Raw genomic sequence first — 25,562 nt, 5'->3', positions numbered from 1 at the left:
GCCCGTTTCGGCTCAGCCTTCAGTGTCCCGGCGCTCAGACATCGTTGCGGTTGCGGCCGTTCACGGTGTGCGACCCCGCGGGCTCGTCGTGGTCGACCCCGAGCTGCTTGACCAGCGCCGAGGCGCTGGACGTCCCGGCCTGATGCTCGGCGAGCGCCCTGGCGAGCAGCTCGGCAAGTCCGGCGTCGGCGGGCGGCTCGTCCGAGGGCAGGTCGTGGTGCACGGGGTCGGGTTCGGGGGCGGAGCTGCTGGGCTCGAACGACGACGAGTGGTCGGAGGCCAGGTCCTCCAGCGGCGCCAGCGACGGCGGAAGGCGCAGTTTCGGCAGCCAGCCGTAGCCGTCCGAGGACATCCCGGTCTCGTCGTCGTGCCGCGACGCGGGCGGGGCGCTCTCGGTCGTCGCCGGGGAGCCCGCGCCCGGTTCCACGGCACCGAACTCGGGCGCGCGGGGACGCTCCTCACGCCGGCCGCCCTCGTCGCTCTCGGCGGCGCGCCTGCGGCCACCGCCGCTGCCGGGCGAGATGCCGAGCCGGTCGAGCACCGACCGCGCCGCCACGGACCCGTGCTCGGAGTCGTGCCGCGTGCTGGCGCGGCTCGCCCGCTCCTCGGCCCGCCACGACAACGGCTCCGGCTCCGGGCGCGGTGCCGGAGCGGGTTCCGGCTCCGGTTCGGGCTCCTGCTCCCGTTGAGCCTCCGGAGCGGGCTCGGCCTCGGCCATCGGCTCGTAGGCAGGCTCGCGCTCGGCCTCCTGCCAGGGAGCCTGCTGCCGGTGGGACGCAGGCTCGCGGGCGTCGTCGGTGGGTTCCGGCTCCTCCGGTTCGGCGGCGAGCCGCAGCATCGGCAGCACGACCCTCGGCCGCGACTCCAGTGCGGGCTGCGCCGGCGGGCTGGTCGCGACCGCGAAGCTGGGCCGTGGGGACTGCGTCTCCTGCGGTTCGGGCTCGGGCCGACGCTCCCGCCGGGACTCCACCGCGCGCGGCGGCTCGGGCTCGGGCTCGCGCCGTGGCTCGGGCGGCGGTGCGGGCAGTGCCGCCGGGGCCGACGGTGACGCCGACGCGACGACGTCGGCCAGATCGACCGGCGCCTGCTCGCCCGAGCCGAACTCCCCGGTCAGCAGTGCGCGGGCCTGGCTGCGGGCCCTGGCGTGCCGGTGCTCGGCCGCGCGGGCGCTGTGCAGGCACTGGATGGCCTCGACCGGCTGGCCGATGCGTTCCTCGACGTGCGCGAGTTCCAGCCACAGCCGCGCCGCGAGCGCATGCAGGTCGTACCGGGTGGCGCTGTGCACGGCGTCGCGCAACATCCGGGCGGCGGTCTCGGCAGCGCCGTCGCGCAGGTGCACCCGGGTGGCGATGGCCAGCCGCAGCCACGCCGCGGGCGCGACACCCGCGGCCCGCTCCGGCGCGGCCAGCACCGGTTCGGCGATCTCCAGCGCGAGTTCGGTGTCGCCGCGGTCGAGCAGCGCGCAGACCAGTTCCAGCACGAGCCGGACCCGGGCGAGGCCGCCGTCGACACCCTGGTCGCCAAGGTGATCGAGAAAGCCGATGCCGGTGCGGGCGGCGTCCGCGGCTCCGACCAGGTCGCCGTGCCTGCGCCGGTGACCGGACACGCTCACCCTGATCAGCGCCCTCGCCAGCAGAATGGCGTCGTCGTCGAGGCCGTCGGCGGCGGTGACGAGCCGGTCGCCCTCCATGAGCACGCGGTCCAGCTCGGCCTTGCGGCCCAGCGTGCCAAGGCAGCCAACGAGATGGCACAACGCCTCGGCCCGTTGCAGGGCCGACAGCCCGCCCACCGTCAGCACCGGACGCAGGGCGGCCAGCCCCGTCAACGGCGCCCCGACGCTGCGCGCGCACACAGCCAGGTCCGTCCGCAACTGGGCGGCAACGACGTCCAGACCCGCGTCCTCGGCCGCCCGCAGCGCCGCCACCGCCCTGCCCACGGTCGGCGCCCGATGCCCGAGCCGTACCTGCGCGTGCACGACCAGGCTCTCCGCGCGGACCCACAGCTCGTTGGAACCCGCGGCCTCCGCCAGTGCGGCCGCGCGCTCGCCGAGCACGTGCACCAGCTCGGGCGCGCGCAGCCCCAGCCGGTCGGCCTCGGCGACGAGGTGCTCCACGGAACGCAGTCCGCCGTCGGCGCTGTGACGGACGGCGGGACGGTGGCCGTTGGCCGCGCTTCGGCTGGTGTGCTTACTGGCTACCACGGGGACTCCGCTCAGTGTTGGCTCCGGCGTGCTCGCTCAGTGCTCGGTCCTGTGCTGCGCGATCGCGCGGGTCCGCCCGCGGCTCACGCGTTGTCCGCGCGTGCACCTGCGGGCGGCACCCCGGTCAGTCGCGGGTGAGCTTCCGGTGCGTCACCCGGTGCGGCCTTGCGGCCTCCTGGCCCATCCGCTCCACCTTGTTCTTCTCGTAGCCCTCGAAGTTGCCCTCGAACCAGAACCACTTGGCGGGGTTCTCCTCGTCGCCCTCCCACGCGAGGATGTGCGTGGCGACGCGGTCGAGGAACCACCGGTCGTGCGAGATGACCACCGCGCAGCCGGGGAACTGTTCGAGCGCGTTCTCCAGCGAGCCCAGCGTCTCGACGTCCAGGTCGTTCGTCGGCTCGTCCAGCAGGATGAGGTTGCCACCCTGTTTCAACGTCATCGCGAGGTTGAGCCTGTTGCGCTCGCCCCCGGACAGTACCCCGGCCGGCTTCTGCTGGTCGGGACCCTTGAACCCGAACGCGCTGACGTAGGCGCGCGACGGCATCTCCGTCTGGCCGACGTTGATGTAGTCGAGCCCGTCGGAGACGACCTGCCACACCGTCTTGTCCGGGTCGATCCCCGCCCGCTGCTGGTCCACATAGGACAGCTTGACGGTGTCGCCGATCCGCACCCTGCCGGAGTCCGGCTCCTCCAGGCCCACGATCGTCTTGAACAGCGTCGTCTTGCCGACGCCGTTCGGGCCGATCACGCCGACGATGCCGTTGCGCGGCAGCGTGAACGACAGGTCGTCGATCAGCAGCCGGTCCTCGAAGCCCTTGCTCAGGTGCTCGACCTCGACCACCACGTTGCCCAGCCGCGGCCCCGGCGGGATCTGGATCTCCTCGAAGTCGAGCTTGCGGTTCTTCTCCGCCTCGGCCGCCATCTGCTCGTAACGTTCCAGCCGGGAGCGCGACTTGGTCTGCCGGGCCTTGGCGTTGGAGCGAACCCACTCGAGTTCGTTCTGCAGCCGCTTGGCCAGCTTGGCGTCCTTCTTGCCCTGGACCTCCAGCCGCTCCCGCTTCTTCTCCAGGTAGGTGGAGTAGTTGCCCTCGTAGCCGATGACCCGGCCCCGGTCGAGCTCCATGATCCACTGCGCCACGTTGTCGAGGAAGTACCTGTCGTGGGTGACGGCGAGCACGGCGCCCGGATAGCCGGCGAGGAACTGCTCGAGCCACAGCACGCTCTCCGCGTCCAGGTGGTTGGTGGGCTCGTCGAGCAGCAGCAGGTCCGGCTTCGACAGCAGCAGCTTGCACAGCGCCACCCGGCGGCGCTCACCACCGGAGAGGTGGGTCACCTCCTCCTCGCCAGGGGGGCAGCGCAGGGCGTCCATGGCCTGTTCGAGCTGCGAGTCGAGCTCCCAGGCGTCCGCATGGTCGAGTTCCTCCTGGAGCTTGCCCATCTCCTCCATCAGCGCGTCGCTGTAGTCGGTGGCAAGCTGCTCGGCGATCTCGTTGAACCGGTCGAGCTTGACCTTGATCTCGCCGAGGCCCTCCTCGACGTTGCCGCGCACCGTCTTCTCCTCGTTCAGCGGCGGCTCCTGCAGCAGGATGCCCACGCTCGCGCCGGGCTGCAGGAAGGCCTCGCCGTTGCTGGGCTGCTCGAGTCCGGCCATGATCTTGAGGACGGTCGACTTGCCAGCACCGTTCGGGCCCACCACGCCGATCTTCGCGCCGGGGTAGAACGCGGTGCTGACGTCGTCGAGGATGACCTTGTCCCCGACGGTCTTACGCACCTTCTTCATGGTGTAGATGAACTCGGCCATGCTGCGATCGTAGAGCGGACCTCCCAGCTCGCTGACGCCGGTCACCGTCCCGCCACCGACCGTAGGCCGTTTTCTCGCAGGGTGATCGCCCCCGTACCCTGCGCAGTTCGCCGCGCCACCTGCGGTTCATGCCGCGGGCGCCCGCTCCCGGTCGACGGCGTCGTCGCCCAGCGCGGCCGGGCGAGGCTCGGCTCCGCCGGGCCCGCCGGGCCCGCCGGGCGCGCCGGGTTCCCGTTGTCGTCCCAGGCGGCGCACCGTCGCCGTGCACCACGAGAGGTTGGGCCCGATGGCCAGCGCCTCCAGCTCGGGCACCGAGCGCTGCTGCCCCTCCACCTCGAACTCGCTGGTGTAGAGCCTGCCGTTGACGATCACCGGATCGCCCTTGGCCAGCGACGCCCCGACCGTGCCCGCGATGCGCCGCCAGCACGTCACCTTGACCGCGAAGTGCCTGCCGTCGCGCCACGCGCCCGCATCCTTGTCGAAACGCCGCTCGTTGCTGCGCAGCCAGAAGCTGACCACCTCGTCACCGGTCGCGGTGGTGCGCTTGCTCAGGTCGCTGCACACGTTGCCGACCACCGTCACCAGCGTCTCGCCGATTGCCATGCCCGATCACCCTTCGCCGTGAGTTGCGTCGCGTCGGTTCCTCGTCCGGCTCCAGGCTGCCCGGCGCAGCGCACCCGTGGGAGCGCTCGCCGTAATCTGTGGACAACCACCGCCGATGTGCACAACCACCCCGGCCACGGCCGGAAACTGTCGGTGGTCGCTGGTAGGGGCTGCGCGCTATCGGCGTTCGCCGTGCTCGGCAAGGCGCTTGAGCATGGCGTTGTAGGCGGCCAGGTCCGCATCGCCGGTGGCGTCCTCGCGACGGTCGCGGCGGCGGGCCTCGCGCTCGTCGGCCCTCGCCCACTGCATCAGCAGCGCGAGCATCACCAGCAGCACCGGCAGCTCGCCCGACGCCCACGCGATGCCGCCGCCAAGCCGCTGGTCGGTGAGCAGGTCGCCCACCCACGGCAGGTCGAGGCTGCGGTAGAACGACTCGCCGATCACGGTCTGCATGTTCATCAGCGTCACGCCGAAGAACGCGTGGAACGGCATCGAGGCGAAGACGAGACCGAGCCTGCCCAGCGGCGGCAGCCTGCGCGGGGCCGGGTCCACCCCGATCACCGGCCAGTAGAAGACGTAACCCACGAGCAGGAAGTGCGCGTTCATCGCAAGGTGTGCCCAGTGGTAGTTCAGCGCGGCGTCGAACAGCCCGGAGTAGTACAGACCGTAGAACGAGCCCACGAAGAGGAAGAGCGCGACGATCGGGTGGGTGAGTGCCCGCGACACCGGGGAGTGCACGAACGCCAGCAGCCACTCGCGCGGCCCGTCAGGAGCGTTCCGGCCCGCGGCGGGCAACGCCCTCAGCGCCAGCGTCACCGGACCGCCGAGCACGAACAGCACGGGCGCCACCATGGCCAGCAACATGTGGTTGACCATGTGCATGCTGAACATCGCGGGCGCGTAGCGGCCGATCCCGGACGACGTGGCGATCAGCAGGACGGCGCAGGCGGAGAGCCAGGCCACGGTGCGCCCGACCGGCCAGGCGTCCCCACGGGCGCGCAGGCGCCGTACCCCGGCCAGGTACAGCACGGCCAGCACGATCGCCGCCGTGCCGTAGATCAGGTCGAACCGCCAGTCGGTCAGCAGCCGCAGCGGCGTGGGAGCGCCGTGCAGCACGTAACCGAGCAGCAGTTCGGTGTTGGACGGCTGGGCATAGATCTCCTGCGGCGGCGGGGTGCGGGCCAGTGCCGTGGCCAGGCCGATGGTGACGAACATGATGAGCACCTCGACGGCGGCCAGCCGGACGAGCTGGCCGCCCCCTGCGCCCTCCACCAGGCCGCGGATGCTGCGCCTGCGGTGCTGGTGCCCGAACACCCCGAGCACCGCCAGCGCGACGACCTTGGCGAGCACGAGCAGCCCGTAGTCGGTGCTGAGCAGCTGGCCGGGCGCCACGCGCACGAGTGCGTTGATGACGCCGGAGGCGGCCATGACGATCCAGCAGACCAGCGCGATCCGCGAGAACCGCGTCGCCGCGAGGGTCAGGTGCTCGCCCCGGCGGCGGGCGTGCGCGAGCAGGGCGATGAGCCCGCCGACCCACACGGCCGCGCCGAGCAGGTGGTACAGCAGGCTGTTGGTGGCCAGGTCGTGGGCGCCGCCGCTGGCGGAGTGACCGGTGGCGGCGATGGGCAGCACGCCGCCCAGCGCGACGAAGAACAGCGCCGTCGTCCATCCCCACGACAGCACGACCCGGCAGCCCAGGGTGAGCACGCAGGCGATCAGCGCGGTGAGCAGCCAGGCCTTGGGCTGCTCGATCGCCTCGACGAAGCTCAGCAGCACGTCCGGCCGGATGACCTCGGTGACCGGGCGTCCCGCGCCGTCGGCGGCGGTGAACAGCACGGAGGCGATCGCGAAGCCGAACCACGCCCAGGCGGCGTGCCCGGCCGTGCGCAGGGCGGCGTAGCCGTCGGCGGCCAGCGTCCCGGACTTCTGTGGCGGCACGAGGAACGCGGCGAACAGCAACGAGCCGATGCAGACGGCGGCCGCCGCGTCGGCGCCGACGCGCACCACGGTGATGCCGTAGCGGGTCACGTCGCCGGGGTCGGTCAACCCGGCGACGGCGTAGGCGACGCCGCCGGTGACGGCGACGAGACCGACCGCCACCACGGCGGCGAGCAGCACGCCGACCGCCAGCAACGGTCCGAGGGCCGCCTTGCGGCGGGAAACGACGTCAGTGCTGGGGCCGGCCTCGGTGGACACGCTACGAGGGTAAGCCGGTGGCGCGGCCGCGTGGTCAGCGGACCGCGCGGCCTGCCGTCCGGCTCGCCCGCTCCCGCGCCACCGCCCGTCCCGCGGCGATCGCGGCAGGGGCGATGGCCGCCGCGATGAACCCCACCACGACGAACGACGCCGACAGCGACGTCAGGTGCGCGATGCCGCCGATCATCGGAGGCCCCGCGAGGAAGCCGGTGTAGGCGATCGCGGTGACGAAGGCCACCTCCCGTTCGCCACCGCTGTCGTCCGGGCGCTTGCCCGCTTCCCCGGCCAGGCCCAGCGCGACGGGAAAGCACGTCGCCAGCCCCGCGCCCGCGAGCACGAAACCGGCGTAGCTGACGGCGGGAACGCCCGCGATGGCGGAGGTCACCAGCCCGGCACCAGCGCATCCGGCACCGGTGACGAGCACGGCCGTGTGGCCGAACCGGGCCTGTGTCCACGACCCCGCGAGCCTGGCCAGCGCCATCGCCAGCGAGAACCCGGCGTAGGCGAGGGCGGCCGCGCCCTCGCTCGCTCCCTGTTCGGTCGCCAGCAGCAGCGCCGACCAGTCGGAGCTCGCGCCCTCGGCGATGGCCGAGCACAGCGCGATGGCGGCGAGCAGCCACAGCGCGGGGCGCCGCAGGAGCGCGCCGACGCGGCCGTCGGTGTTCCCGGCCGCGTGGCCGGTCGCCGGGGCGACGCCCGGCAGGCTGCGAACCACGGCGACGAGCGTCACGACGCCCGCGAGCGCCGCGACGCCGAGGTGCTGCGCCGGCGACCATTCGTGTGCGGCAGCGAGGGCGGCCGCACCCGAGCCGGCGAGCGCGCCGAAGCTGAAGCCCGCGTGGAACAGCGGCATGATCGGCTTGCGCTCACTGCGTTCCACCGCGACGCCCGCGATGTTCATCGCGACGTCGAGGACTCCCGCGGACACGCCCAGCGCGAAGAGCGCGGCGGCCAGCCACGACAGCGACTGCGCGGCACCGATGAGCGGCAGGATCGCGCACACGGCCAGCGCCGAGCCGCCGACCACAGCGCGGGCACCGAAACGTTCGACGACGCGGCCCGAGACGACGGCGGCGGCGAGCATGCCGACGCTCGCCCCGAGCAGAGCGAGGCCGAACGGGCCTGGCCCGATGCCGACCTGGTCGCTCAGCGCCGGGGTCCGCGGCGCCCAGGAGCCGAGGGTGGCGCCGTTGAGCGCGAAGATCATGATCACCGAAAGCCGCTGCTTCACATGTCCCCCTTGATGGTGGAAACCGTGTGCTCAGCATGTCTTAAGCGCTTAAGATGAGGCAAGGGGTTATCCGGCGCCTAGACTGCGCGGATGAGCAGGACGCGGCGCAGGCAACCGACCCTTGACGACGTCGCCGACGCCGTCGGCGTGTCCCGCGCCACCGTGTCCAACGCCTACAACCGGCCCGACCAGCTGTCGGCCGAGCTGCGCCGCGAGGTGTTGCGCGCGGCGAAACGGCTCGGCTACCCGGGCCCGAATCCGGTGGCCCGCAGCCTCGCCACTCAGCGCGCAGGCGCGATCGCCGTGATGCTGGACACGGGACTGTCCGCCGCGTTCTCCGACCCGGCGCTGTCCATCACGCTCGACGCGATGTCGGCCGAGATGGACCCCGAGGGTCATGCCCTGCTCCTGCTGCCCGGCGGCGACGACGGCGGCCCGAAGGCCGAGCGGGTGCTGGCCGCGCAGGCCGATCTCGCGGTGGCGTACTCATTGGCCGACGGAGCACCCGCGTTGCGGGCCGTGCGCGACCGCGGGATGCCGCTCGTGGTGATCGACCAGCCCGTGGTGCCGGGCTCGGCCAGGGTCGCCACCGACGACCGCGGCGGGGCGGTTGCCGCCGCGCGGCACCTGCTGGAGTTGGGGCATCGGCGCTTCGGTGTGCTGTCGGCACAGTGCCTTTCGGAGCCGAGGGGTGGCCCCATGACGACGGAAGAGGCGATGGGCAGCCGGTTCCGCGACAACCGGGAGCGGCTGGCCGGTTACGTGGACACTCTCGCCGAGGCGGGGGTGCCTGCCACGAGCGTCCCCGTGTGGGAGACCTCCGGCACCTCGCGGGAGCAGGCGATGCAGGCGGCGGAGGCGTTGCTGGACACCGACCCCCGGCCGACCGCCCTGCTGTGCATGTCCGACGAACTGGCGCTGGGCGCGCTCGCGGCGGCGAGGCGGCACGGCCTGCGGGTGCCGGACGAGTTGTCCGTGGTGGGCTTCGACGACACCCCGCCCGCGGGGTGGGCCGAGCCCGCGCTGACCACCGTCCGCCAGGATCTCGTTCGCAAGGGCAGGCTCGCCGGTGAACTCGCACGGGAGCTGCTGGCGGGCCGGAAACCACCTCCACCGGTCACCCTTCCGGTGGAACTGGTGGTGCGCGCATCGAGCGGCCAGGCGCCCACATAACGGTCAGGACACCTTTTCGCAACCGGATCGGCCATCGTGTGGACAACTGACGGTCTCACCGCGGTTGTCCACAGATCCACACATTCCACGCTGACATTGTCGCCCCGCCCCGAGATCGTGGAGTCAGCACATTCCACGGCGAACAGCTCACGCGATTTCATTGAGGGGGAATCATGTCTCGCCACATTCTCACCCTGCGCTCCCGCCTGTTCCGCGCGCTGGCGCTGGCGACCACAGGGCTGGCGTGCGCCGCGGGCACGGCACACGCCGCGTCCGGGGAGCCGCCCCGGCCCGTCCCGCCCGAGTTCGCCTGCCAGCAGGGCGAGTTCTGCGTCTGGCCAGGCGAGTCCTACCAAGGGCAGATCACAAGGATGGACCTGCGCAACACCAACCCCGACGAGTGCGTCCCGCTTCCGGGTGGCGTGGAGGCCCGTTCGTTCGCCCATCGCATCGACCGGCACGTGACCGTTTACCAGGACGCCGAATGCGCGACCGAGGGCGATTTCAGCACATTCCCGGGGCCGGGCACCTTCGTGCCACAGGCGCCGTATGTCGTGAGGGCCATCCAGATCTGGAACTGAGGCCGAGGCGCTTTCATCAGACAAACCGCGCTCGCCTGGCGCGGGGAAACTCGGCACGCCGGCAACGCTCACGGCTGGGGAACGCGTGGCCGCACCGGCGTGCTGAGCGGGTGCCGTGACCCCGACCACGGCCCCGCCGTGGGTGCGCTGTCCTCGACCGGCAGCGCACCCACGGTCACCGGGCCGGGTGAGGGATGAAACGATTGGCCGGGCTCGAACGATCAGGTCTGTAGTGCTGGCTAAGCTGGGGTTACGTAGCGCGTGGTCCTGCCGGGCCAGCACTGGGCCCTCGTAGCTCAGCTGGATAGAGCAAGAGCCTTCTAATCTCTAGGTCGCAGGTTCGAGTCCTGCCGGGGGCACAAACCTGCTGGTGGTGTGCGGTCACGCCGCACACCACCGAGGACGACCAAGACCCAATGGTCCATTAACGGTCCACTTTGGCGCCGTCACCGCGGGCGCCATCGCCGGCTCGATCGCTCATGGCGGCAGACCTTTCGGCGCGTCGTTGCGTGGCCGGTCTACGTGGTGTTCGCCACGTACGTTCTCGCCGCCGTCGGCAACCGAGCCGCCACGGCACAAGATCCCGCCGCCGGACCCGTGCTCCTCGCCGCCGTCCTCGTCACTGTCGTGCTGACGCTCGACGCCGTGCGGCGGCGCCAAGTCACTGGCCGCCCTACCCGGGCGCGAGCGAAGGCGAGGCACGCACGATGACCGCCACGCACACCGCGCCGGACACCCAGCTGCGCGAGGGCCTCGCCCGCTTCCAGCAGATGCTCATCGACGCCCGCGAGGAACACGCCGAGCTGCACGCCATGTGGCAGCAGCCCGACGACGCCGGCTACGCCCGTGGGATGGAGGCCGCGCTGGCGTGGCTCCATGCGACCACACGCGGACAGTTCGGGCTCACCACCGAGCAGCAGCATGACGAGGCGGTGAATCTGTGACCAAGCTCGGCGTCTCCGGGTTCATCGTTGTCACCTTCCTCGCCGCGCTCGGTGCGCTCCTGATACCGCGCCCGGCAGCACCGGAACCCCACGCGCCAGCCGCAGCCCTGCAAGGCTGCGATTGGCAGGCCGAGTGGCACGGCACTCTCGGCGAGCTCGGCGAGGATCCCGCCGCCTGGTCACTGGCCGACAGCGCCGAGCTGGAGGGCAACGCAGGGGTCGCCTGGATGGACACTCTCACCGTGCTCGTCAGCCGCGACGTGCCCTGCCGCTACCTCGGCGATGTCATCCGGCACGAATGGATGCACCTGCAGCAGGGCCGGATGCATGGCGGGTGGGGCGCATACGAGCACTACGGTGCGCGGCTGGAGATCGTCGCCGACTGTGGCTCGTGGCTCCTCGGGTCCGCCTACACGCCATACCGCGACGACGCTCGCACCGTGGCGTTCGGCTGCACCATGCAGGATCTCGCCGACGCCCGCGAACTCATCCGGTTCCGGAGCACCGATGGCTGAGCGCGAGAGCGACAGCGTGCCCGTCCGCGTCGCCGACGGCGTGCTCCGGGTCGCTGTCGAAGCCGTGATGCTCGTGATCGTGCCGACGGTGGTCGTCGGCTACTGGTGGCAGCGCGCGCTCGACGAGCTGGCCAAGCCGCCACGCGACCACGGCGACCCGACCGACCGCGCCATGTAACGACCTGGCCTCAACCCTGAACGGACCGCAACACATCTCGCGGCCCGCACGAACCGACCACAGACAGAGAGGACCGCCATGACCGACCCCCAACCGAGCCCTCACTCGCACACCGCGCCACCCGAACAGCCGACCAAGGCCCCCCGATTCGGCGGGCTCGCCTGGGCCGCGCTCATCTGCGGCATCGTCGGCGTCGTCGGCTCGCCGATCATCATTTTCAACAACATCACCGCGATCGCCGCGGGCGTCGGCCTCGTGCTCGGGATCATCGCCCTGTTCGGCACCAAGAAGGTGCTCGCCATCATCGGCGTCGTGGTGTGCATCGCCGGCATCGTGATCACGGTCCTGGTGCAGCAGGCCGCGGTCAACGAGCTCGACGAGGAGCTGCGCTACCAACAGGAGTGCGTCGACCCGGACGTCCTCGTAGAGGAGGGCATGAGCGATTGGTGCCTGGAACAGATCGGCGACGCGATCAAGGAACTGGAGGAGAACGGGCCGTAGCGGCGTTCGCTACGGTCGCGATGCCCGACAGAGGGCCCCAGCACGGCGTGCGTGCTGGGGCCCTCTGCTTGTTCTACTCCGCTGCCCACTCGTAGGTGAGCCGGTAGCGGTCCGCGGGCAGCGTCATGTCGTTCATCTCCAGCGGCAGCCCGTCCTGGCGGTAGGCGATCCGGGTCACCGTGATGACGGGCACGCCCTCGGCCAGCTGCAGCGTGGACGCCTCCTCCGGGGAGGGCATCCGCGAGCCGACGTCTTCGACGTAGTGCCCGATGGCGTGACCGGCCTCCTCGAGCCGGGCGTAGGCGCCGCCGGGCCCGGTGTCTACCTCCTCGATCACGGTGCCGCGCGTCAGCTCCCTGGGCAGGCGCGACACCGCGAGTTGCACCACGAGCCCGTTGGCTCGCATCACCCGATCCCTCACGGTCACCTCGGTGCCCGGCTCGATGCCGAGCAGCCCGGCGACGCGCTCGTCAGCCGGCTCAAACCGGATCTTCACCGACGACGAGGGAGTGAACCCCTTCGCCGCGGCATCGGCCATGAACGCGCCCTTGTTCTCGGCGCGCGCAGCTCGCGACAGCCGGGACCGCGCGAGCCGCTCGATCTGCGTAGGCGGCCGGACGAACACACCGACGCCACGGACGGCGTCAACGCGGCCCTCGGCGCGCAGGAGGTCGATCGCGTCGCGGATCGTGGGGCGCGAGACGCCGTAGTTGTCGACGAGCTCACGCTCGCTGGGCAGGCGCGCTCCTGGCTCGTATTCGCCCGCGACGATCCGTTCGCGGAGGTCTGCGGCCACCTGCCGGAAGGCAGGGACGCCACTCGATCGGTCCATCCTGCTAATTCTCCACATGTCAGCTTGTCTTGACCAGTTCCCCCCGGCTGTGTCAGTGTGCTACTGGTAAAGATATCTTAACCAGTGCGAGGGGAGGTCGGCATGAGCTGGTGGAACCGCGCCGACGGCACCACAGTCGACGCCGACGGCGATGGCCCGGAGGACGACACGTGATCGAGCGCGACCGCGAGCTGCTCGCCCGCCTCCAGCGTTTCAACGCCGCCCTTGGCCCTGCCGTCATGGAGATGATCCACCACCAGGACGGCGGCGAGTTACCGGCCGACGGGCTGCGCGAGCTGGCTCGGCAGTACCGCGCGCTCGCGGACGCCCTCGACGAGCGCGCGGCCGAGCGTGAGGCGGACGCACGCACGGTCGAGTCGGGCCCGCACGAGCCTTGTGTGGAGCACGGCGGGGCCCACTGCGACACCTGCGAGCAACCGTGGCCGTGCGCGGCAGCGCGACCGATGCCGATGGTGCGGCCGGTCACGGAGCCGATCACGTTGCGGCGATTGCGGCGCTGACCAGTCCGTGAGCAGCGACGCACCGACGCAACTACTGCCGCGCCTGGACGACACTCAGCCGATATGGCCCGCGTTCGACCCGGACGACGACCCCCGGCTCGCGCTGCTTCTGCGAGTGCTGGCAGGCCTGCGCGGCCTGCCCTAGCGGTTGCGCTCCTTCAGCAGCTCGCGGATGCGGCGGCGCACCAGGTCGACGTCCCACCGGTAGTGACCACCGAGCGTCACATCCGTCGGCTCCAGCAGCCCGTCCTCGACGTAGCGCTGAATGGTACGCCGACTCACTGACAGCTCGCGTGCCAGCTCACCCGTGGACACGAGCCGCTTCTTGATCACCGCGCGATTGTCTCGATTGACGCACTTGTCGCGCACCGTGCGTGACGCGTTAGTCGCGATGATCGCGTTTTTCGCACTCTGCGCGAATGTCGCGTTCGCTCGAACGGCGGTACGCGTCTCCGCAGGTCACGCCTACCGTTGTGGCCGCGCGCACGTGCCGGCGCGTGTACCACCCTCCAGAAGGCGGCTCCGGCGCTGCCTACCTCCCCCGGGCGCCGGAGCCGTCTCCCAAGCTCAGGAGGTTCCAATGCGCGATCGCGAGTGCTAGCCGTACCGCCGTCGCCCGTCCCGGTGTCGAGCCCAGGGCGGCGGCTGGTAGTCCGGGTGGTCCGGCCGTCGGCCGCGGTGGTCGGGCGCCCGGCCCGGCAGCCGCCACGTCGGGTCGTACTGCGACTCCAGCTCCCATGCGTCGAGGCCGCCCTCCTCGCCCAGAACCCGTTCCGCGTCATCCGGCCGCAGGAAGAACCGCTGTTCACCTGTGGTTTTGTGGGTGCACCGCAGATACCGCATGCCGTTCATTCGAACGCGTGTTCTATACGCTGTCAAGGTGCGGACACAGCGAAGGGCCCCGCGCTCGCCGCCGCAGCGGGGAACGCGGGGCCGCTGCCCGAGCGCTGACTACGCGGGTGGCCGGCGCCTACTGCTCGACGTCGACGTCAACGACGTTGCGCAGCTGCCGCGGGCTGTGCCGCGCCCACCAGCCCGCGCCGAAGGTGATGCCGCCGAGCACACCGCCGCTGACGAGCGGCTCGACGATGCCCTCGACGAGGTCGGGCACCTCACCGCCGAACACGTACTGCCCGAGCAGCGCGAGCACCACGCCGGTGACCGTGGCCGCCGCGGCGGACGCCTTGACCTTGACCTCGACGGGTGCGTGCTTCTTCGCCATGTTCAGACCTCCTCGCTGCCACCGGCGACCGTGACGTCGACCTGCACGATGTTCTCCCGGATCGCGTCCGCGACGGCCTGCTTCAGCTCGGCCGCCGACGAGCCGCCCCCGGCCGCGACGGCGTCGGCCAGCTTGTCGAGCGCCGCCCGCAGCCCGGCCATCTCCTGCCGGATGGCGCCCGAGTTCTGGTAGGCGCCGAGGGCGTACTCGTGGGTGTGAATGATCGAGCCCCGCAGGTTCATGTCGGGCTGATCGCCGCGCTGCGTCGGCTCGTGCCGCTCGCGCTCGAAGTACTGCTCCAAGCCGTCGACGACGTCTGCTTTGCTCACGGTGCTTCCTCCTCCTGGTGCGGCTCCTCCGCCGCCCGGCTGGGCGGCGAGCTTGTTGATGGCGGGGATGGCGGCGTAGGCGTGCTGGCCCGGGCACGCCGTGGCCTTGAGGTCGCGGTGGCCACCGTTGAGCCGCGCGTGCCGCCACCAGCCTTGTGCCTTGCCGTGCCGCAGCAGCCACGCCGCGGCGGCGATCTGAGCCTGTGTCGGCCGGTGCGTCTCGTAGTTGCCGATGAAGCAGATCGCGCGGGCGCGGTCGTTTCGGCCGCCCGTGTGGGAGCCCTGGCGGCCGACGCCGTGCCCCTCGTAGATCCGGCCCGAGGGCGGGATCAGGAATGTGTAGGAAATGCCGCCGCCGAACCGGTCCTCGCCGATGCCCTCCAGTGTGCGCATCGCGCGCTCCTCGTCGTCGTCGACACCGTCCCGGTCGGCGTCGATCCACTGGATGTCGGGGGCGAGCGTCACCGAGTGGTGCAGCCACACCTCCTCGGCGGGCAGCGGCGCCGCGGTGAACCCGTTGTCGTGGCGGGCGCCCCAGCGGGCGCGCGGGATGATCTGCACAGTGGTCTCCCCGAGGGTTTCGATGATGGATCGCCGCGCGAGCACGTCGGCGGAGTAGTCGCGGCCGGTGGTGTAGTAGTCCACGCCCCGGCCCTCGGCAAGCGCCTGCCGCACCCGGCTCGGCCCGGCGTTGTAGGCGGCCACCGCGGCCGGCCAGCCGCCGAGCGCCCGCCGGTTCGCGGCCAACAGCGACGCCGCGTCCACGGCCTGGCGGCGCACGTCGGCCAGGTAGGCGGGACCGACAGGCCAGTAGCGGTCGTCGCGCTGCCACACGCCCCAGCCGTGGCCCCCATCGCCGCGGACGTTGCGCAGGTTCGTCTCCCGCGACCCCACCGCGTACAGCAGCCCGACGGGCAGCCCGTGGTCGACCTCGACGGCGTCGACGAACGGCCACTCGACACGGGCGCGCCGGACCTGGTCGGCGAGTGTTGTGCGGTCAACACGGGACGCGGACACGATCACCCTCCGATGGTGAGGCTCAGAATTCCGAACACGACAGCAACGAGCGCGGTCACAGCGATGCCCACCAGCGTCACCCGCTGGCTGGTTGTCCACTTGCGATCGTCACGGTCTTGCATCCGCTGGTCGCGGATTGCCTGCAGCTCGCGGCCGAACCGGTCCTCGAGGTCGCGCTGCGCCCGCTCTTGCTCGTCCGCACGCCGCGTGAGCACGGCGATCGTCGGCAGTTGATCGCGGACCTCCTTTGCCAGCCCGGCGAGGCTGACGTTCATCGCCGCGATCTCCTCGTGCAGCGACGACCGTAACGACTCGGTCGCCGTGTTGGCCTTCTCGACCTGTGTGACAAGCATGCGCAGCAGCGTGTCGGTGGGCGAGTCTCCTGGCACGGTCACAATTTCCACCTCCGCGCTGTCCGTGTCGACGATCAACATGGGCATCATCACCGCTCACACCGGGTGCATGATCGCGGTGATGTAGCCGTTGCGGAAATCGACGTCCAGATCGGACACTTGGCCCTGCATCTTGACGACGATGTCGCCTGTTGGCACGCCTTCGACCCGCAGGCCGGTGCCGAATCCGTCGGCGTCGCCAGCCACGCGGACCACGCAGAACGGGGGCTCCCCGTCGTTGAGGGTGGTGAAGGTCGCCCCGCCGTCGATGGAGATCGCGAGCCGCGGCTGCCCGGACCGGTAGTTCGCCGAGTTGCCGAACAGGTTCCCGAACCCCGAGGCCACGATCGCGACCCGGATACCCGGGTCGTCGAACTGGATCGTCTCGGTGCCCCAGTCCTCCCACGAGTTGATCGCCGCGAAGGTGTTCTTGTCGGTCAGCACCGCCGACCCGGAGCGCCACGTGACGTCCGGCGCGTCGACCTTGGTGCCTGCCAGCGGCATGAGTTCCTCCTCAGATCCCGAAGTACGCGGGGTTGCGCAACGCCACCGCGTCGCCCGCGCTGTGCGACTTGGTGACCCCGTTGACCGAGCGCGCGACGGTGAACCGCTGCGGGCTCGACACGATCAGGTCGTCGAAGCGCACGGCGGGGTTGGCGTTGGTGTTGCCGGTCGTCGACATCGCCGCCGCGCCGAGGTCACCGGCCGCGGCGAGCACCGGGATGGTGGTGGTCTGGTAGAACGCGGAGGCCTCGCCGGCGGAGACGCGCCAGAACTTGACCCGCACCTGCTCACCGATCGTGCGCAGCCGCACCCGGAATTGCTCGCCGGCCGCGTAGCTGCCGTACTCGGCGCCGTAGAGGAACGTTGCCGCGCCGCCGACCACCTCGTACAGGGCGATCCCGACGATGCCCGTGTGCTTGAACTCGACCTGCGCCGCGAGGTAGGTGCTGACGGCGAAGCGGCGCGCCAGCAGTTGCGCGGTGATCCAGTTGCCGGTGGCGACCTGGCTGGTCGCGATGGTCGCCGCGATCTCGCCGTCGGCTACCGACACCCCGAGCAGCGCTTCGCGGCGCACGTTCACCGTGGACAGCGTCATCGACCCGTACCCGGAGCCGACCGCGAAGTCCGCCGCGGCGCCGCCCGAGGTCGCCCACGGCGGCCCGACGTCCGGCGTGCCCCACCCGGAGGCCACCGTGCGCCCGAACGCATCCTGCGCGCACGGCTCGATCGCGGACACGGTCAGCGCCTCACCGCCGAGCAGCACGTCGAACGGGAACTCGGCCGGGTCCTCGGTCCACAGGTAGCCGCGGGTCGTGGACACCAACAGCGTGGTGTCGTCGCTGTCGACGTCGGTGGCCAGCTCGGAGCCGAGCGTGCCCGCCCGGTCGCTGCCGTAGACCGCGACGTCGTAGCCGCCCGCCGCGGTGGTCTTGAAGTCGAACCGGTGCTCGAACGTCATGATCGTCTCGTCGTAGCCGCGCAGCAGCTGCGACACGTTCTCCGGTTTGACCCAGGTCGGCATGTTGGTGGCGGCGATGCGCTGGCCGAGCTGCAGGCCGAGGACGGTGTCGATGTAGCCGGTGCGGCGGGCCAGGTTCACTACCAGCGACGGGTAGCGCTCCTCGTCGACGGTGCCGAGGTGCAGCCGCCACGAGGCCTGATCGGCGACTTGGCCGTCGTTGTACAGGCTGAGGGTGACCGACTCGTCGTAGAGGCCGACGCCCTGCGGGTCGTCGCGCGGGTCGCTGACGTTCAGCGGCCCCGACGTTTGCACCGAGCGGCGAGACGAGCCGTCGCGGCGCTGCACGGTGACGTCGTTGCGGATGTAGCGATCGTCCTGCTTCGGGCGGGGCACCTCCGAGAAGTCGGCCGCCGCGTAGTCGAGAGTGAGCGCCGGTGTCTGGTTGCACAGCGCCTCGCGGGTGATGTACTCGAACCCGAGGAACTCCCGCGCCTCGGCGAGGATCCCGCCGTCGGTGGCCGCGGCCTCCTCCAGCAGATCCACCACGTTGCCATCCGGCTGGAACCACAGGAACGGTGTGGCGTCCGGGTCGCCGATGAACCGGATCGGCACGCCGTGCTCCTGGCACAGTCGGATGATCCGGTAGCCGGCCGTCTCGCGCGCCCAGCCGATGAACGCGTTCCGGGTGAGGTTGCCGGGGTGAATGCCCTGGATCGGCAGCGTCGCCAGCTCCTGCGACGTCTGCGTCGTGCGCACGGTGACGTGCCCCACCGCGGTGCCGTCGGCGTCGCCGAGCTTGCTGATGTAAGCCCTGATCGGCTTGCCAAACCGGTGGCCCAGCAGCGTGTCCGGCGCGATGCCCGCCGACACGTTCTTCAACGCGACACCGGCCTTGAGGTCGGGCTGCTCCCACACGATGACGTACCAGTCGATGTTGGCGCCGCTCTGCACCAGCTGGAACCCGGCGAGCACGTTCTTGCCGTTGAGGCCGTACGGGTAGATGCCGCTGGAGTCGATCAGCGAGCCGCCCTCGCCGTAGATCCGCAGCTGCAGGTGCCCGGTGGAGGCCTTCGCCACGAGCGCCCACTCGGCGGTCGTGCCCGTGGTGGCGACGTTGAGGATCTCCACGTCCGAGGCGATCCCGTTCTCGGGCAGGTGCAGCAGGCACAGGGCCTGCATGAATCCGGTGTCCTGCGCGCCGACGATGTCGCCGAACGCGGTGGTCACGCCGAATTCGGCGATGGGCTTGGAGCCGTAGAAGCCGTTGTAGGCGGCGAACTCGGTGTCGCGGATGGGGAAGCCGTCGCGGATGCCGAGTTTCATCGGCGGCTTGCCCTCGAACCCCGAGGCGATCGTGGTCGCCGAGTCCTCGTCTTCGCACGGCCAGTAGGCGTCGGGCAGCGCGCCGGGGAACAGGTAGTCCTGCGTCCAGCTCTTGCGCATCGGCGAGTCGACCGGCTTGTCGCCCTGCCGCAGCCGCCGGATCACGCCCGAGGCGGTGACGGGCACCCACCGGTCCGTGCCGCTGCGGTCCCAGTCCGGGGACCAGTCCGCGATCTCCCCGCAGTGCCGGGTGGCGGTGTTGACGAACTCGGCCGCCCCGGCGAGCTGCCAGGTGACGCCCTCGTCGTCGAGCAGGGTGCGGTCGAAGGTGTCGTAGCCGCCGAAGTTGAGCGCGGCGACCCGCGAGCCGAACCCGTCGTACAGCTCGAACCCGTGCAGCAGCCCAGTGTAGGACGCGGTCCCGGCGGCGTAGGGCTGCCCGGCGTGGGTGGAGCCGATGACCAGGTCGGCGCTGGAGTTGAAGATCCCGACGGTGCCCGCGGTGGTGACGGTGCCGCCGAGCTGTGTCCAGGGCCCGGCGATCGTGTCGGCCGTGTAGAAGCGCACGTCGTGCCCGCCGGCGCCGTTGTTGACGTCGATCGCGACACGCAGCGCCAGGCGCCCGGCGTCGGCCGGGACGGGCTCGGTGGACAGGTAGGACAGCTGGCCGCTGGCCGCACCGTTGGTGCTGATACGGAACCGCAGGTAGCCGTCGTAGCGGATGGCGAACACCCACGAGCGTTGGTTGGTGCCGACGCCGGTGTCGTGCCACTTCGACGCCAGCGTGACGAACTTCGGGGCGCCCGGGCTGGCCAGGGTGTAGCTGTAGGTTTCCCACCGCCACCGGTCCGGCTCGGCGTCGATGCGCACGTCCATGTCGCCGGTGGTGTCGAGGTGCACGGCGTCCGGGGTTTCGACGCGCGCGCCGGGTGCCGGGTCGACTGCTCCGGCGAGGCTGAGCGCGACCTGCTCGCCGCCGGATGGCGGGATCTTCACGCGCACCGGGGTGTTCGGGCCGATCTTGCCGAACAGCGGCGAGGCCGGGTTGTGCGGCGAGTAGGTGTTGGACAGGTTGCCGAGCTTGAACGTGGCCGAGCTGGGCGACGCGGTGGACTGTTCGTCGGTGCGGCCTCGCACGATGCGGATGCCGTCGTCGTAGCGGACGCCGTCGCCCTTCGGCGCGTTGCCCACGGTGTTCCACTGGCCGTCGTAGAACAGCTGCGTCGTGACGTTGATCGGGGTCTGCGGGAACACCATCAGCGTTGCCCCAATGCCTCGTTGACGTCGCCGCCGTACTCGACGCGCACGTTCTCGCGCATGTCCTCCATCAGCGCGCGGATGAATGCGCCCGCGCTGGCCGGCACGGAGATGATCACGTTCACCGGCGGCGCGCCCCCACCGCGCAGCATCTGGCGGGTCTCGCCCGCGGGCTTGACCATCGACCCGGTCGGCAGGTTCACGAGCTCGGGGCCCTGCTCACCGACGAGCACCATGTTCCCGCGCGGCCCGCCCTCTTGGGCGTGCCCGGCGCCGTAGATGCCGCCCGAGGCCAGGCCGCCGCCGCCCTGGTACCACTCCCCCGCCGCGTTCTGCGTGCCGATCCGGGTGCCGGTGGAGCTGAAATGCGTGACCACGTTGTGGGTGGTGGTGACGGTCCTCGGGATGCCGTTGATCATCCGGATGATTACGCCGAGCTTGCGGCGCGCGCCGTCGGTGTTGGCGTGGAAGTTGGCGCCGTAGTTGCCGCGGTAGTCCTCGGCCGAGCCGCGCAGCCGGTTGACCCGGCCGCGGATGTCGTCGGCCTGCTTCGCGGTGATGGCGCCCTGCGCGACCCACGCCTGCAGCCGCGACTCGAACTCCTCGAACGACAGGTCACCGTTGAGGGCGGCCTGCTCGGCCTTGGACACGGCCTCGGCCAGCGCGAACGACGCCTCCCGCGCCTGCGGGCTGTTCTCCCCGTACTGGCGCACGGCGTCGTTGTAGGACTTCTGCGCCTCGTCGACCTGCCGCAGCGCCTGGTTCAGCGCGAACACCGGGTCGGTCGCGGCCTGCGTGGCTTCGAGGTAGGAGTCGAGCGCCTGCCGTGCGTAGTCGGTGGCCTGCCCGGTCGCCTCGAACGACCCCGCCGTCTCCTCCAGGTAGCCGTTGAACTCGGGCAGCTTGCCGCGCAGATCCTCGATCGAGATGCCGGTTTGCTGCGCGATCTGCTGCAGCGCGCGGAACGCCTCCGACCGCCCGGCCGTCTCGGCCAGCCGCACCAGCGACTGATCGAGCCCGTCGAGGCGCTCCTTGGCGACGTCGAGCCCGGACTCCATGCCGACCAGGTCGCCCACGCCGTCGGTGATCTGCTCGAGCAGGTTGTCGTCGGCGACCGAGAACGCATCCTTGATCTGTTGGAGGTCCTGGCCGAGTATCCGGGCCGCCTCGCCGGACACCTTGCCGGAGTCGGCGAACCGGTCCAGCCCGGTCGTCATCGCGTCGACCTGCACGTTCAGCGCCTGCGACTCCTGCAGGATGCTCGCGATGCCCAACGCCAGCCCGATCGCACCGGCCTTGAGCAGGCCCATCTTGCGGGTGGTGCCGGTGGTCTTGTCGCCGAGGCTGGTGATGCTGTCGCCGACGCTGGAGATCACGGACCGGGCGGCGCCGATGCCCTTCATCACCGTGGACATGGTCAGCCACATCCCGATCAGGGTGCCCAGCTCGCCCGACATCGGCTCGATCACGTCGAGCACGTGGTCAAGCAGCCCGAGCGCGACACCGAGTGCGTCGCCCAGCACCGGCAGCGCCCCGCCGGACATGTCGTTGAGCACGCCGACGATGCGGGTCACCGCGTCGACGACCTCGTCGCCGTGCTCGGCCCACATGTCGGTGAGGTTGCCGATGATCCCGCCGGCCTCTGGCAGGACGCCCTTGATGAGGGCGCCGAGGTGTTCCATGCCCTGCCCGGCTTCCTCGCTGTGCTCGGACATCTCGGTGAGCATCAGCGACACCCCGGTCCCGGTGTCCTTGAGGAAGGTCTGCAGCCCGTCGAACACGGGCTCGGCGCGCTGGACTGAGCGCACCATGCCGGGCATGGCGTTCTCGGCGAACCCGACCACACCCTGGGTCAGTGAGTCGACCAGCGGCACGCTGTCGCCGAAGGCGTTGCGCATCTGCGGGCGCAGCCGCTCGAACCCGGCGCCGATCGTGGACGTGGCCTGCATGTAGGCGTCGGCCAGGGGTGCCGCGTCCTCGGCGAGGTCCTCCTTGATCGTGCGGCCGAGCCCGATCACCGAAGCCTTGACGTCCTCGTTTTCGCTCACCGCGACCGCGCCGAGCCCGATGAAGGCCGTGCCGACGACACCGAGCGAGGCCGCCGCAGCCGCCCCCGCCACGGGCATCGACGCCAGCGTCCCGAGCCACGCCAGCCCGACACCGCGCCCGCCGGACTGCGCCCGCTTGCTGACCTCGTCGATGGCCTCGCCGAGCTCGTCGTGTTCCTCGGCGGCCTCGCGGGCGGCGTCGGCGGCGGCCCGTTCAGCACGATCGAGGTTGGTCGCCGCGGTCGCCGCGTCCCGGGAGGCGGCAGCCGCCTTGCGGCGCGCCACCTCCAGCCGGTGCTCGGCGTCGATCAGCTGCGAGCCCTTGGCGTTGCCGCTGTCGCGCAGCTCGTTGAGCTTGGCCTCGGCGATGCGGACCTTCTCGGCCGCGTCGGCCTCGGCGTCCCGGGCAGCCTGCACCTTGAGCGATGCCTTTTCGACCTCGGTGCTGTAGTCCTTGACGCCCTTCGTCGCGGACGCGAGCGCAGCGTTGGACTGGTTCTTGCCCGTGACGACGATCTCGACCTCATTGGCCACCCGGTGTCACCTCCCTCCGTCCGAGCCGTTCGATGGCCAGCAGCCGCATAAGCCCCGCGTCCGCCGCATACACTTCTTCGGGCAGTTTCCCGAATCGTTCACAAATCGACAGTATTTGTTCGGCCTCGATCAGCTCGCGAGGCTTTCCGACAATTCTTCCATGGGAATCGATGCCTCCGCCGATGGATCGCCAGAGGGTGAGCTGTCTTTTAAATCGCCGTCCACCACGATCGAGTTCGCGCGAATCCACGCGCGCACCAGAACCCAAAAGAACTCGGGCTCCTGGGCACGAATCGACTCGACCGTGACCGGCATGGGCTGACCGTCGTCATCCTCCAGGTTCCAATCGAGGATGCATTCGATCATCCGCCGGTGCATTCTGTCGATACGTTCCTGCGCTTGCTCGCGGCTGACGTGACCGGCTTTGATGTCCTTTTCCCACCCGGTCAGATCGTCGAACAGATACGCGTCCTCGACGGTCATTTTCCGGATGCGCACCTCGAAGCCGTCGTAATCCGACTCGGAGAACGACAGCTTGAGGACGGTGCGCTTCGGCGTGAACCCCACGGGTCAGCTCCAGGTCGGCACGGTGCCGTCGGCGAGCACCCCGGGCGCCGTCCACGTCAGCTCGCCGGTGTCGGCGCGGGTGAGCGCGTAGTCGGTGAACACGCACTCGTTGTTGAGGGTCTGCCCCGACACCTCCAGCGCCACCGTCCGCTGCACCGACGTCGACGGCACGGTCTTGAGCGTCTGGTGCGACTTGCCCGCCGCGTCGTTGAACACGCCGTTGAGGTCGATCGAGAAGTCCGCGAGCAACAGCAGCCGCTCGATCGCGGACTTGTCCACACCGGTCACGTCCTGCACCGCCCGCGGCGTCGCGAAGCTGAAGTTCCGCACGTCGTTGCGGATGTCCTGCGCGGCGCCTGCACCGTCGTCGACGGAGAGCACGCTCCACGCGAGGCCCGACTCCTTGGCCATGGTCTGCTCCTTTCCGGGCGTCAGCCCTGGTTGATCACTTCCGCGAGCTTGGTCTGGTGCTCGGCGAAGTCCTCGACCCAGTCCTCGGGCCGGGTGTGCTGGCGAATAAGGCCGGTGCTGCCGCGGTGGTCGCCGCCGCGCACCACGAACAGCTCCTGCCGGTCGACGCGCACCCTGTGCTGTGCCGCGGCGAAACAGGCCTGGCCCGGCTCGAAGGTGAACACGGTCATGCCGCTGTCGTCGCGGTGCTCGCTGAACGCGCGACCGCTGCTCTTGCGGATGTAGTCGGCCTGGAACTGGCCGAGGTCGGTGCGCTCGTCCACTGTGGTGCGCCAGCCGCGCAGGTGGTGCCCGCAGCCCGCCTCGGCGCACGTGGCCTGCCGCCAGTGCGTCTCCTCCGGGGCGATGATCGAGTAGGTTTTCATCGCCTGCATCGGCATCTTCGGGTCGACGCGGTTGATCGGTCGCATCAGTAGGTCACCTCCACGTCGTTCTTCGCGATGAACACCGCGAACTCGAGGTTCGAGAAGCCGCCCGTGGTGGTGGTGACCACGCGCAGGTAGCGCTCCACCGCCTGGTCGCGGGCGGTGGCGATGCGCTCGGCCGTCGGCCCGGCGGTGAGCGCGGTGAACGCGCCGCCGACCACGTCGGTCCACGGGTCGACAGCACCGTCGTCGGCCGACTCCTGCAGCTTGATCGTGGCGTCGGTGCCGGTGAACGCGAACACGTGCAGGTAGGCCTGCAGCCCGAACGCGGTCGCGGCGCCGTAGTCCTGGCCGGCGCCGTCCGTGGCGGCCGCGTCGGTGCGGATGCCGTCGGTGGCGCGGGTCGCCCACTCCAGCCCGTAGGCGTTGCCGAGGGCCTGCACGGCGATGGTGAGCGACCCGTCGTCACCGCGGGTGGGGTCGTAGTTGATCTGCTTGCCGACCAGGCAGGCGCCCGGCTTGCCGAGGGCGGTGCCGCGGCAGTAGGTGACGATCTGGTCGGCGGTGGGCAGGCCGGACAGGATCGCGTGGGCGCGGTCCTCGGTGTTCGGCGGGTTGTCGGCCGCGGTCTCGGGGTTGAACCACGCCGAGAACTCGAGACTGCCGTCGCGCAGGCCGCCGATGCGCTCGAACGCGGACTTGTCGATGCCGGTGACGGGCAGCGTGGCGGGGCCGCCGCCGATCCGGCCGAGCGACCCGATATCGCCGGACAGGTTGTGGCCCGCCACGTACAACGCGTCGCCGAGGCCGCTCTGCTTGCTCATGGGTTCTGGCTCCAGAGGTCGTTGATGACGAGGGGCAGGGTGATCGTCATGACGCGGTAGTTCTTGCCGTCCTGGCTGAGGTAGCCCGCCTGCGCGAACAGCCCGCCCGGGCTGTACTGGCCGAGCAGATCCACCTCGGCCACCCGACCACCCAGGTCGAAATCGCCGCTGTAGGCGAGGAACAGCGCGTTCACCGCCTGCATCACACGCGGGTCGATCCCGTCCTCGGGCTGGGCGATGAAGCCCTGGAAGATCCGCACGATCAACGTGACGAGCCCGGCCGTCGACGCCAGCCCCGACCGCTGCGGCAGCGGCTCGATCCGCTGCGCCCACACCGCCAGGAACAGCTCGTGCCCGGGTGCCTTCTTCGGCTCGTGCCCGGCGGTGCCGGTGAAGATGCCCAGCCGCATCGCGTGCGAGCGCACCGCCTCGACCAGCTCGACGAACCGCCGCTCGGTCATCACCGCCACTA

27 protein-coding genes and 1 tRNA gene are annotated in these 25,562 nt (G+C 70.8%); 9 read left to right on the top strand and 19 right to left on the bottom strand.

The window, feature by feature from the left end; all coding sequences use genetic code 11:
* Nucleotides 1–34 precede the first annotated feature (34 nt).
* From BAY60_RS14495 to BAY60_RS14475, 5 genes are all read right to left on the bottom strand, one after another.
* Nucleotides 35–2,200: a hypothetical protein gene (locus tag BAY60_RS14495; RefSeq protein WP_112281455.1), complete on the bottom strand. Its 2,166-nt coding sequence runs from the start codon at nucleotides 2,198–2,200 to the stop codon at nucleotides 35–37.
* 124 nt (nucleotides 2,201–2,324) lie between these two features.
* Nucleotides 2,325–4,001, bottom strand: a complete 1,677-nt coding sequence (gene ettA, locus BAY60_RS14490; RefSeq protein WP_112282386.1) for an energy-dependent translational throttle protein EttA — start codon at nucleotides 3,999–4,001, stop codon at nucleotides 2,325–2,327.
* 126 nt (nucleotides 4,002–4,127) lie between these two features.
* Nucleotides 4,128–4,604, bottom strand: coding sequence for a single-stranded DNA-binding protein (gene ssb / locus BAY60_RS14485; RefSeq protein WP_112281454.1), 477 nt, complete (start codon nucleotides 4,602–4,604; stop codon nucleotides 4,128–4,130).
* A gap of 177 nt (nucleotides 4,605–4,781) precedes the next feature.
* The gene (locus BAY60_RS14480; protein ID WP_112281453.1) at nucleotides 4,782–6,800 is read right to left on the bottom strand and encodes a bifunctional copper resistance protein CopD/cytochrome c oxidase assembly protein; all 2,019 of its coding nucleotides are present in this window, start codon (nucleotides 6,798–6,800) and stop codon (nucleotides 4,782–4,784) included.
* A 34-nt stretch (nucleotides 6,801–6,834) separates the two neighbouring features.
* On the bottom strand, nucleotides 6,835–8,031 hold the full coding sequence (locus BAY60_RS14475; RefSeq protein ID WP_112281452.1) for an MFS transporter: 1,197 nt from the start codon (nucleotides 8,029–8,031) through the stop codon (nucleotides 6,835–6,837).
* 90 nt (nucleotides 8,032–8,121) lie between these two features.
* Here BAY60_RS14475 and BAY60_RS14470 point away from each other — a divergent pair, with 90 nt between their 5' ends.
* The 7 genes from BAY60_RS14470 to BAY60_RS14440 all read left to right on the top strand — a co-directional run bounded on the left by BAY60_RS14470 (nucleotide 8,122) and on the right by BAY60_RS14440 (nucleotide 11,923).
* Nucleotides 8,122–9,204 (top strand): LacI family DNA-binding transcriptional regulator, encoded by a 1,083-nt coding sequence (locus tag BAY60_RS14470; RefSeq protein ID WP_112281451.1) that lies wholly within the window; start codon nucleotides 8,122–8,124, stop codon nucleotides 9,202–9,204.
* 173 nt (nucleotides 9,205–9,377) lie between these two features.
* The gene (locus BAY60_RS14465) at nucleotides 9,378–9,785 is read left to right on the top strand and encodes a peptidase inhibitor family I36 protein (RefSeq protein ID WP_112281450.1); all 408 of its coding nucleotides are present in this window, start codon (nucleotides 9,378–9,380) and stop codon (nucleotides 9,783–9,785) included.
* Between the two features lie 285 nt (nucleotides 9,786–10,070).
* A tRNA-Arg gene (locus BAY60_RS14460) sits at nucleotides 10,071–10,144 on the top strand.
* Nucleotides 10,145–10,492: 348 nt separating this feature from the next.
* Complete coding sequence (locus tag BAY60_RS14455) at nucleotides 10,493–10,729, top strand: hypothetical protein (RefSeq protein WP_112281449.1); 237 nt, start codon at nucleotides 10,493–10,495, stop codon at nucleotides 10,727–10,729.
* Nucleotides 10,726–11,244: a hypothetical protein gene (locus tag BAY60_RS14450; protein ID WP_112281448.1), complete on the top strand. Its 519-nt coding sequence runs from the start codon at nucleotides 10,726–10,728 to the stop codon at nucleotides 11,242–11,244. Before BAY60_RS14455 ends, BAY60_RS14450 begins: the two co-directional genes overlap by 4 nt.
* Complete coding sequence (locus BAY60_RS14445) at nucleotides 11,237–11,422, top strand: hypothetical protein (protein WP_112281447.1); 186 nt, start codon at nucleotides 11,237–11,239, stop codon at nucleotides 11,420–11,422. The genes BAY60_RS14450 and BAY60_RS14445 overlap by 8 nt, the downstream gene beginning before the upstream one ends.
* A gap of 78 nt (nucleotides 11,423–11,500) precedes the next feature.
* Nucleotides 11,501–11,923: an MFS transporter gene (locus tag BAY60_RS14440; RefSeq protein ID WP_112281446.1), complete on the top strand. Its 423-nt coding sequence runs from the start codon at nucleotides 11,501–11,503 to the stop codon at nucleotides 11,921–11,923.
* A 73-nt stretch (nucleotides 11,924–11,996) separates the two neighbouring features.
* On the opposite strand, the gene BAY60_RS14435 is transcribed toward BAY60_RS14440, so the two are convergent.
* The gene (locus BAY60_RS14435) at nucleotides 11,997–12,755 is read right to left on the bottom strand and encodes a GntR family transcriptional regulator (RefSeq protein ID WP_112281445.1); all 759 of its coding nucleotides are present in this window, start codon (nucleotides 12,753–12,755) and stop codon (nucleotides 11,997–11,999) included.
* A 170-nt stretch (nucleotides 12,756–12,925) separates the two neighbouring features.
* Here BAY60_RS14435 and BAY60_RS37560 point away from each other — a divergent pair, with 170 nt between their 5' ends.
* Both BAY60_RS37560 and BAY60_RS37145 read left to right on the top strand, forming a co-directional pair.
* Complete coding sequence (locus tag BAY60_RS37560) at nucleotides 12,926–13,276, top strand: hypothetical protein (RefSeq protein WP_211330325.1); 351 nt, start codon at nucleotides 12,926–12,928, stop codon at nucleotides 13,274–13,276.
* A gap of 7 nt (nucleotides 13,277–13,283) precedes the next feature.
* Nucleotides 13,284–13,421 carry a hypothetical protein gene (locus BAY60_RS37145; RefSeq protein ID WP_170160412.1) on the top strand — a complete coding sequence of 46 codons (138 nt, stop codon included), beginning with the start codon at nucleotides 13,284–13,286 and terminating at the stop codon, nucleotides 13,419–13,421.
* Here BAY60_RS37145 and BAY60_RS14425 read toward each other — a convergent pair.
* The 13 genes from BAY60_RS14425 to BAY60_RS14365 all read right to left on the bottom strand — a co-directional run bounded on the left by BAY60_RS14425 (nucleotide 13,418) and on the right by BAY60_RS14365 (nucleotide 25,560).
* Nucleotides 13,418–13,609, bottom strand: coding sequence for a MerR family DNA-binding transcriptional regulator (locus BAY60_RS14425; RefSeq protein ID WP_112281444.1), 192 nt, complete (start codon nucleotides 13,607–13,609; stop codon nucleotides 13,418–13,420). The two genes, BAY60_RS37145 and BAY60_RS14425, sit on opposite strands and share 4 nt — an antisense overlap.
* 264 nt (nucleotides 13,610–13,873) lie before the next feature.
* Complete coding sequence (locus BAY60_RS14420; protein WP_112281443.1) at nucleotides 13,874–14,119, bottom strand: hypothetical protein; 246 nt, start codon at nucleotides 14,117–14,119, stop codon at nucleotides 13,874–13,876.
* Between the two features lie 127 nt (nucleotides 14,120–14,246).
* A complete protein-coding gene (locus tag BAY60_RS14415) occupies nucleotides 14,247–14,498 on the bottom strand; it encodes a holin (protein WP_112281442.1) in 252 nt (83 codons plus the stop codon).
* Nucleotides 14,499–14,500: 2 nt separating this feature from the next.
* Nucleotides 14,501–15,850 carry an N-acetylmuramoyl-L-alanine amidase gene (locus BAY60_RS14410; protein WP_245992499.1) on the bottom strand — a complete coding sequence of 450 codons (1,350 nt, stop codon included), beginning with the start codon at nucleotides 15,848–15,850 and terminating at the stop codon, nucleotides 14,501–14,503.
* A complete protein-coding gene (locus tag BAY60_RS14405; protein WP_146771013.1) occupies nucleotides 15,847–16,278 on the bottom strand; it encodes a hypothetical protein in 432 nt (143 codons plus the stop codon). Before BAY60_RS14405 ends, BAY60_RS14410 begins: the two co-directional genes overlap by 4 nt.
* A 15-nt stretch (nucleotides 16,279–16,293) precedes the next feature.
* Nucleotides 16,294–16,740, bottom strand: coding sequence for a hypothetical protein (locus tag BAY60_RS14400; RefSeq protein WP_112281440.1), 447 nt, complete (start codon nucleotides 16,738–16,740; stop codon nucleotides 16,294–16,296).
* Nucleotides 16,741–16,750: 10 nt separating this feature from the next.
* Nucleotides 16,751–20,281, bottom strand: a complete 3,531-nt coding sequence (locus BAY60_RS14395; RefSeq protein ID WP_112281439.1) for a hypothetical protein — start codon at nucleotides 20,279–20,281, stop codon at nucleotides 16,751–16,753.
* Nucleotides 20,281–22,863 carry a GumC domain-containing protein gene (locus tag BAY60_RS14390; RefSeq protein WP_112281438.1) on the bottom strand — a complete coding sequence of 861 codons (2,583 nt, stop codon included), beginning with the start codon at nucleotides 22,861–22,863 and terminating at the stop codon, nucleotides 20,281–20,283. Before BAY60_RS14390 ends, BAY60_RS14395 begins: the two co-directional genes overlap by 1 nt.
* Before the next feature lie 129 nt (nucleotides 22,864–22,992).
* Nucleotides 22,993–23,430, bottom strand: coding sequence for a hypothetical protein (locus tag BAY60_RS14385; protein ID WP_112281437.1), 438 nt, complete (start codon nucleotides 23,428–23,430; stop codon nucleotides 22,993–22,995).
* Between the two features lie 3 nt (nucleotides 23,431–23,433).
* Nucleotides 23,434–23,841, bottom strand: coding sequence for a hypothetical protein (locus BAY60_RS14380; RefSeq protein ID WP_211330324.1), 408 nt, complete (start codon nucleotides 23,839–23,841; stop codon nucleotides 23,434–23,436).
* Between the two features lie 20 nt (nucleotides 23,842–23,861).
* Entirely contained in the window at nucleotides 23,862–24,311 is a 450-nt protein-coding gene (locus tag BAY60_RS14375) for a hypothetical protein (protein ID WP_112281436.1), read from the bottom strand.
* Complete coding sequence (locus BAY60_RS14370) at nucleotides 24,311–25,090, bottom strand: hypothetical protein (protein WP_112281435.1); 780 nt, start codon at nucleotides 25,088–25,090, stop codon at nucleotides 24,311–24,313. The genes BAY60_RS14375 and BAY60_RS14370 overlap by 1 nt, the downstream gene beginning before the upstream one ends.
* Nucleotides 25,087–25,560, bottom strand: coding sequence for a hypothetical protein (locus tag BAY60_RS14365; protein ID WP_112281434.1), 474 nt, complete (start codon nucleotides 25,558–25,560; stop codon nucleotides 25,087–25,089). The genes BAY60_RS14370 and BAY60_RS14365 overlap by 4 nt, the downstream gene beginning before the upstream one ends.
* Nucleotides 25,561–25,562: the final 2 nt, after the last annotated feature.

It is taken from the genome of Prauserella muralis, assembly GCF_003202285.1.
GTDB lineage: Bacteria > Actinomycetota > Actinomycetes > Mycobacteriales > Pseudonocardiaceae > Prauserella_B > Prauserella_B muralis.
This window is presented reverse-complemented; position numbering and strand designations above follow the sequence as displayed.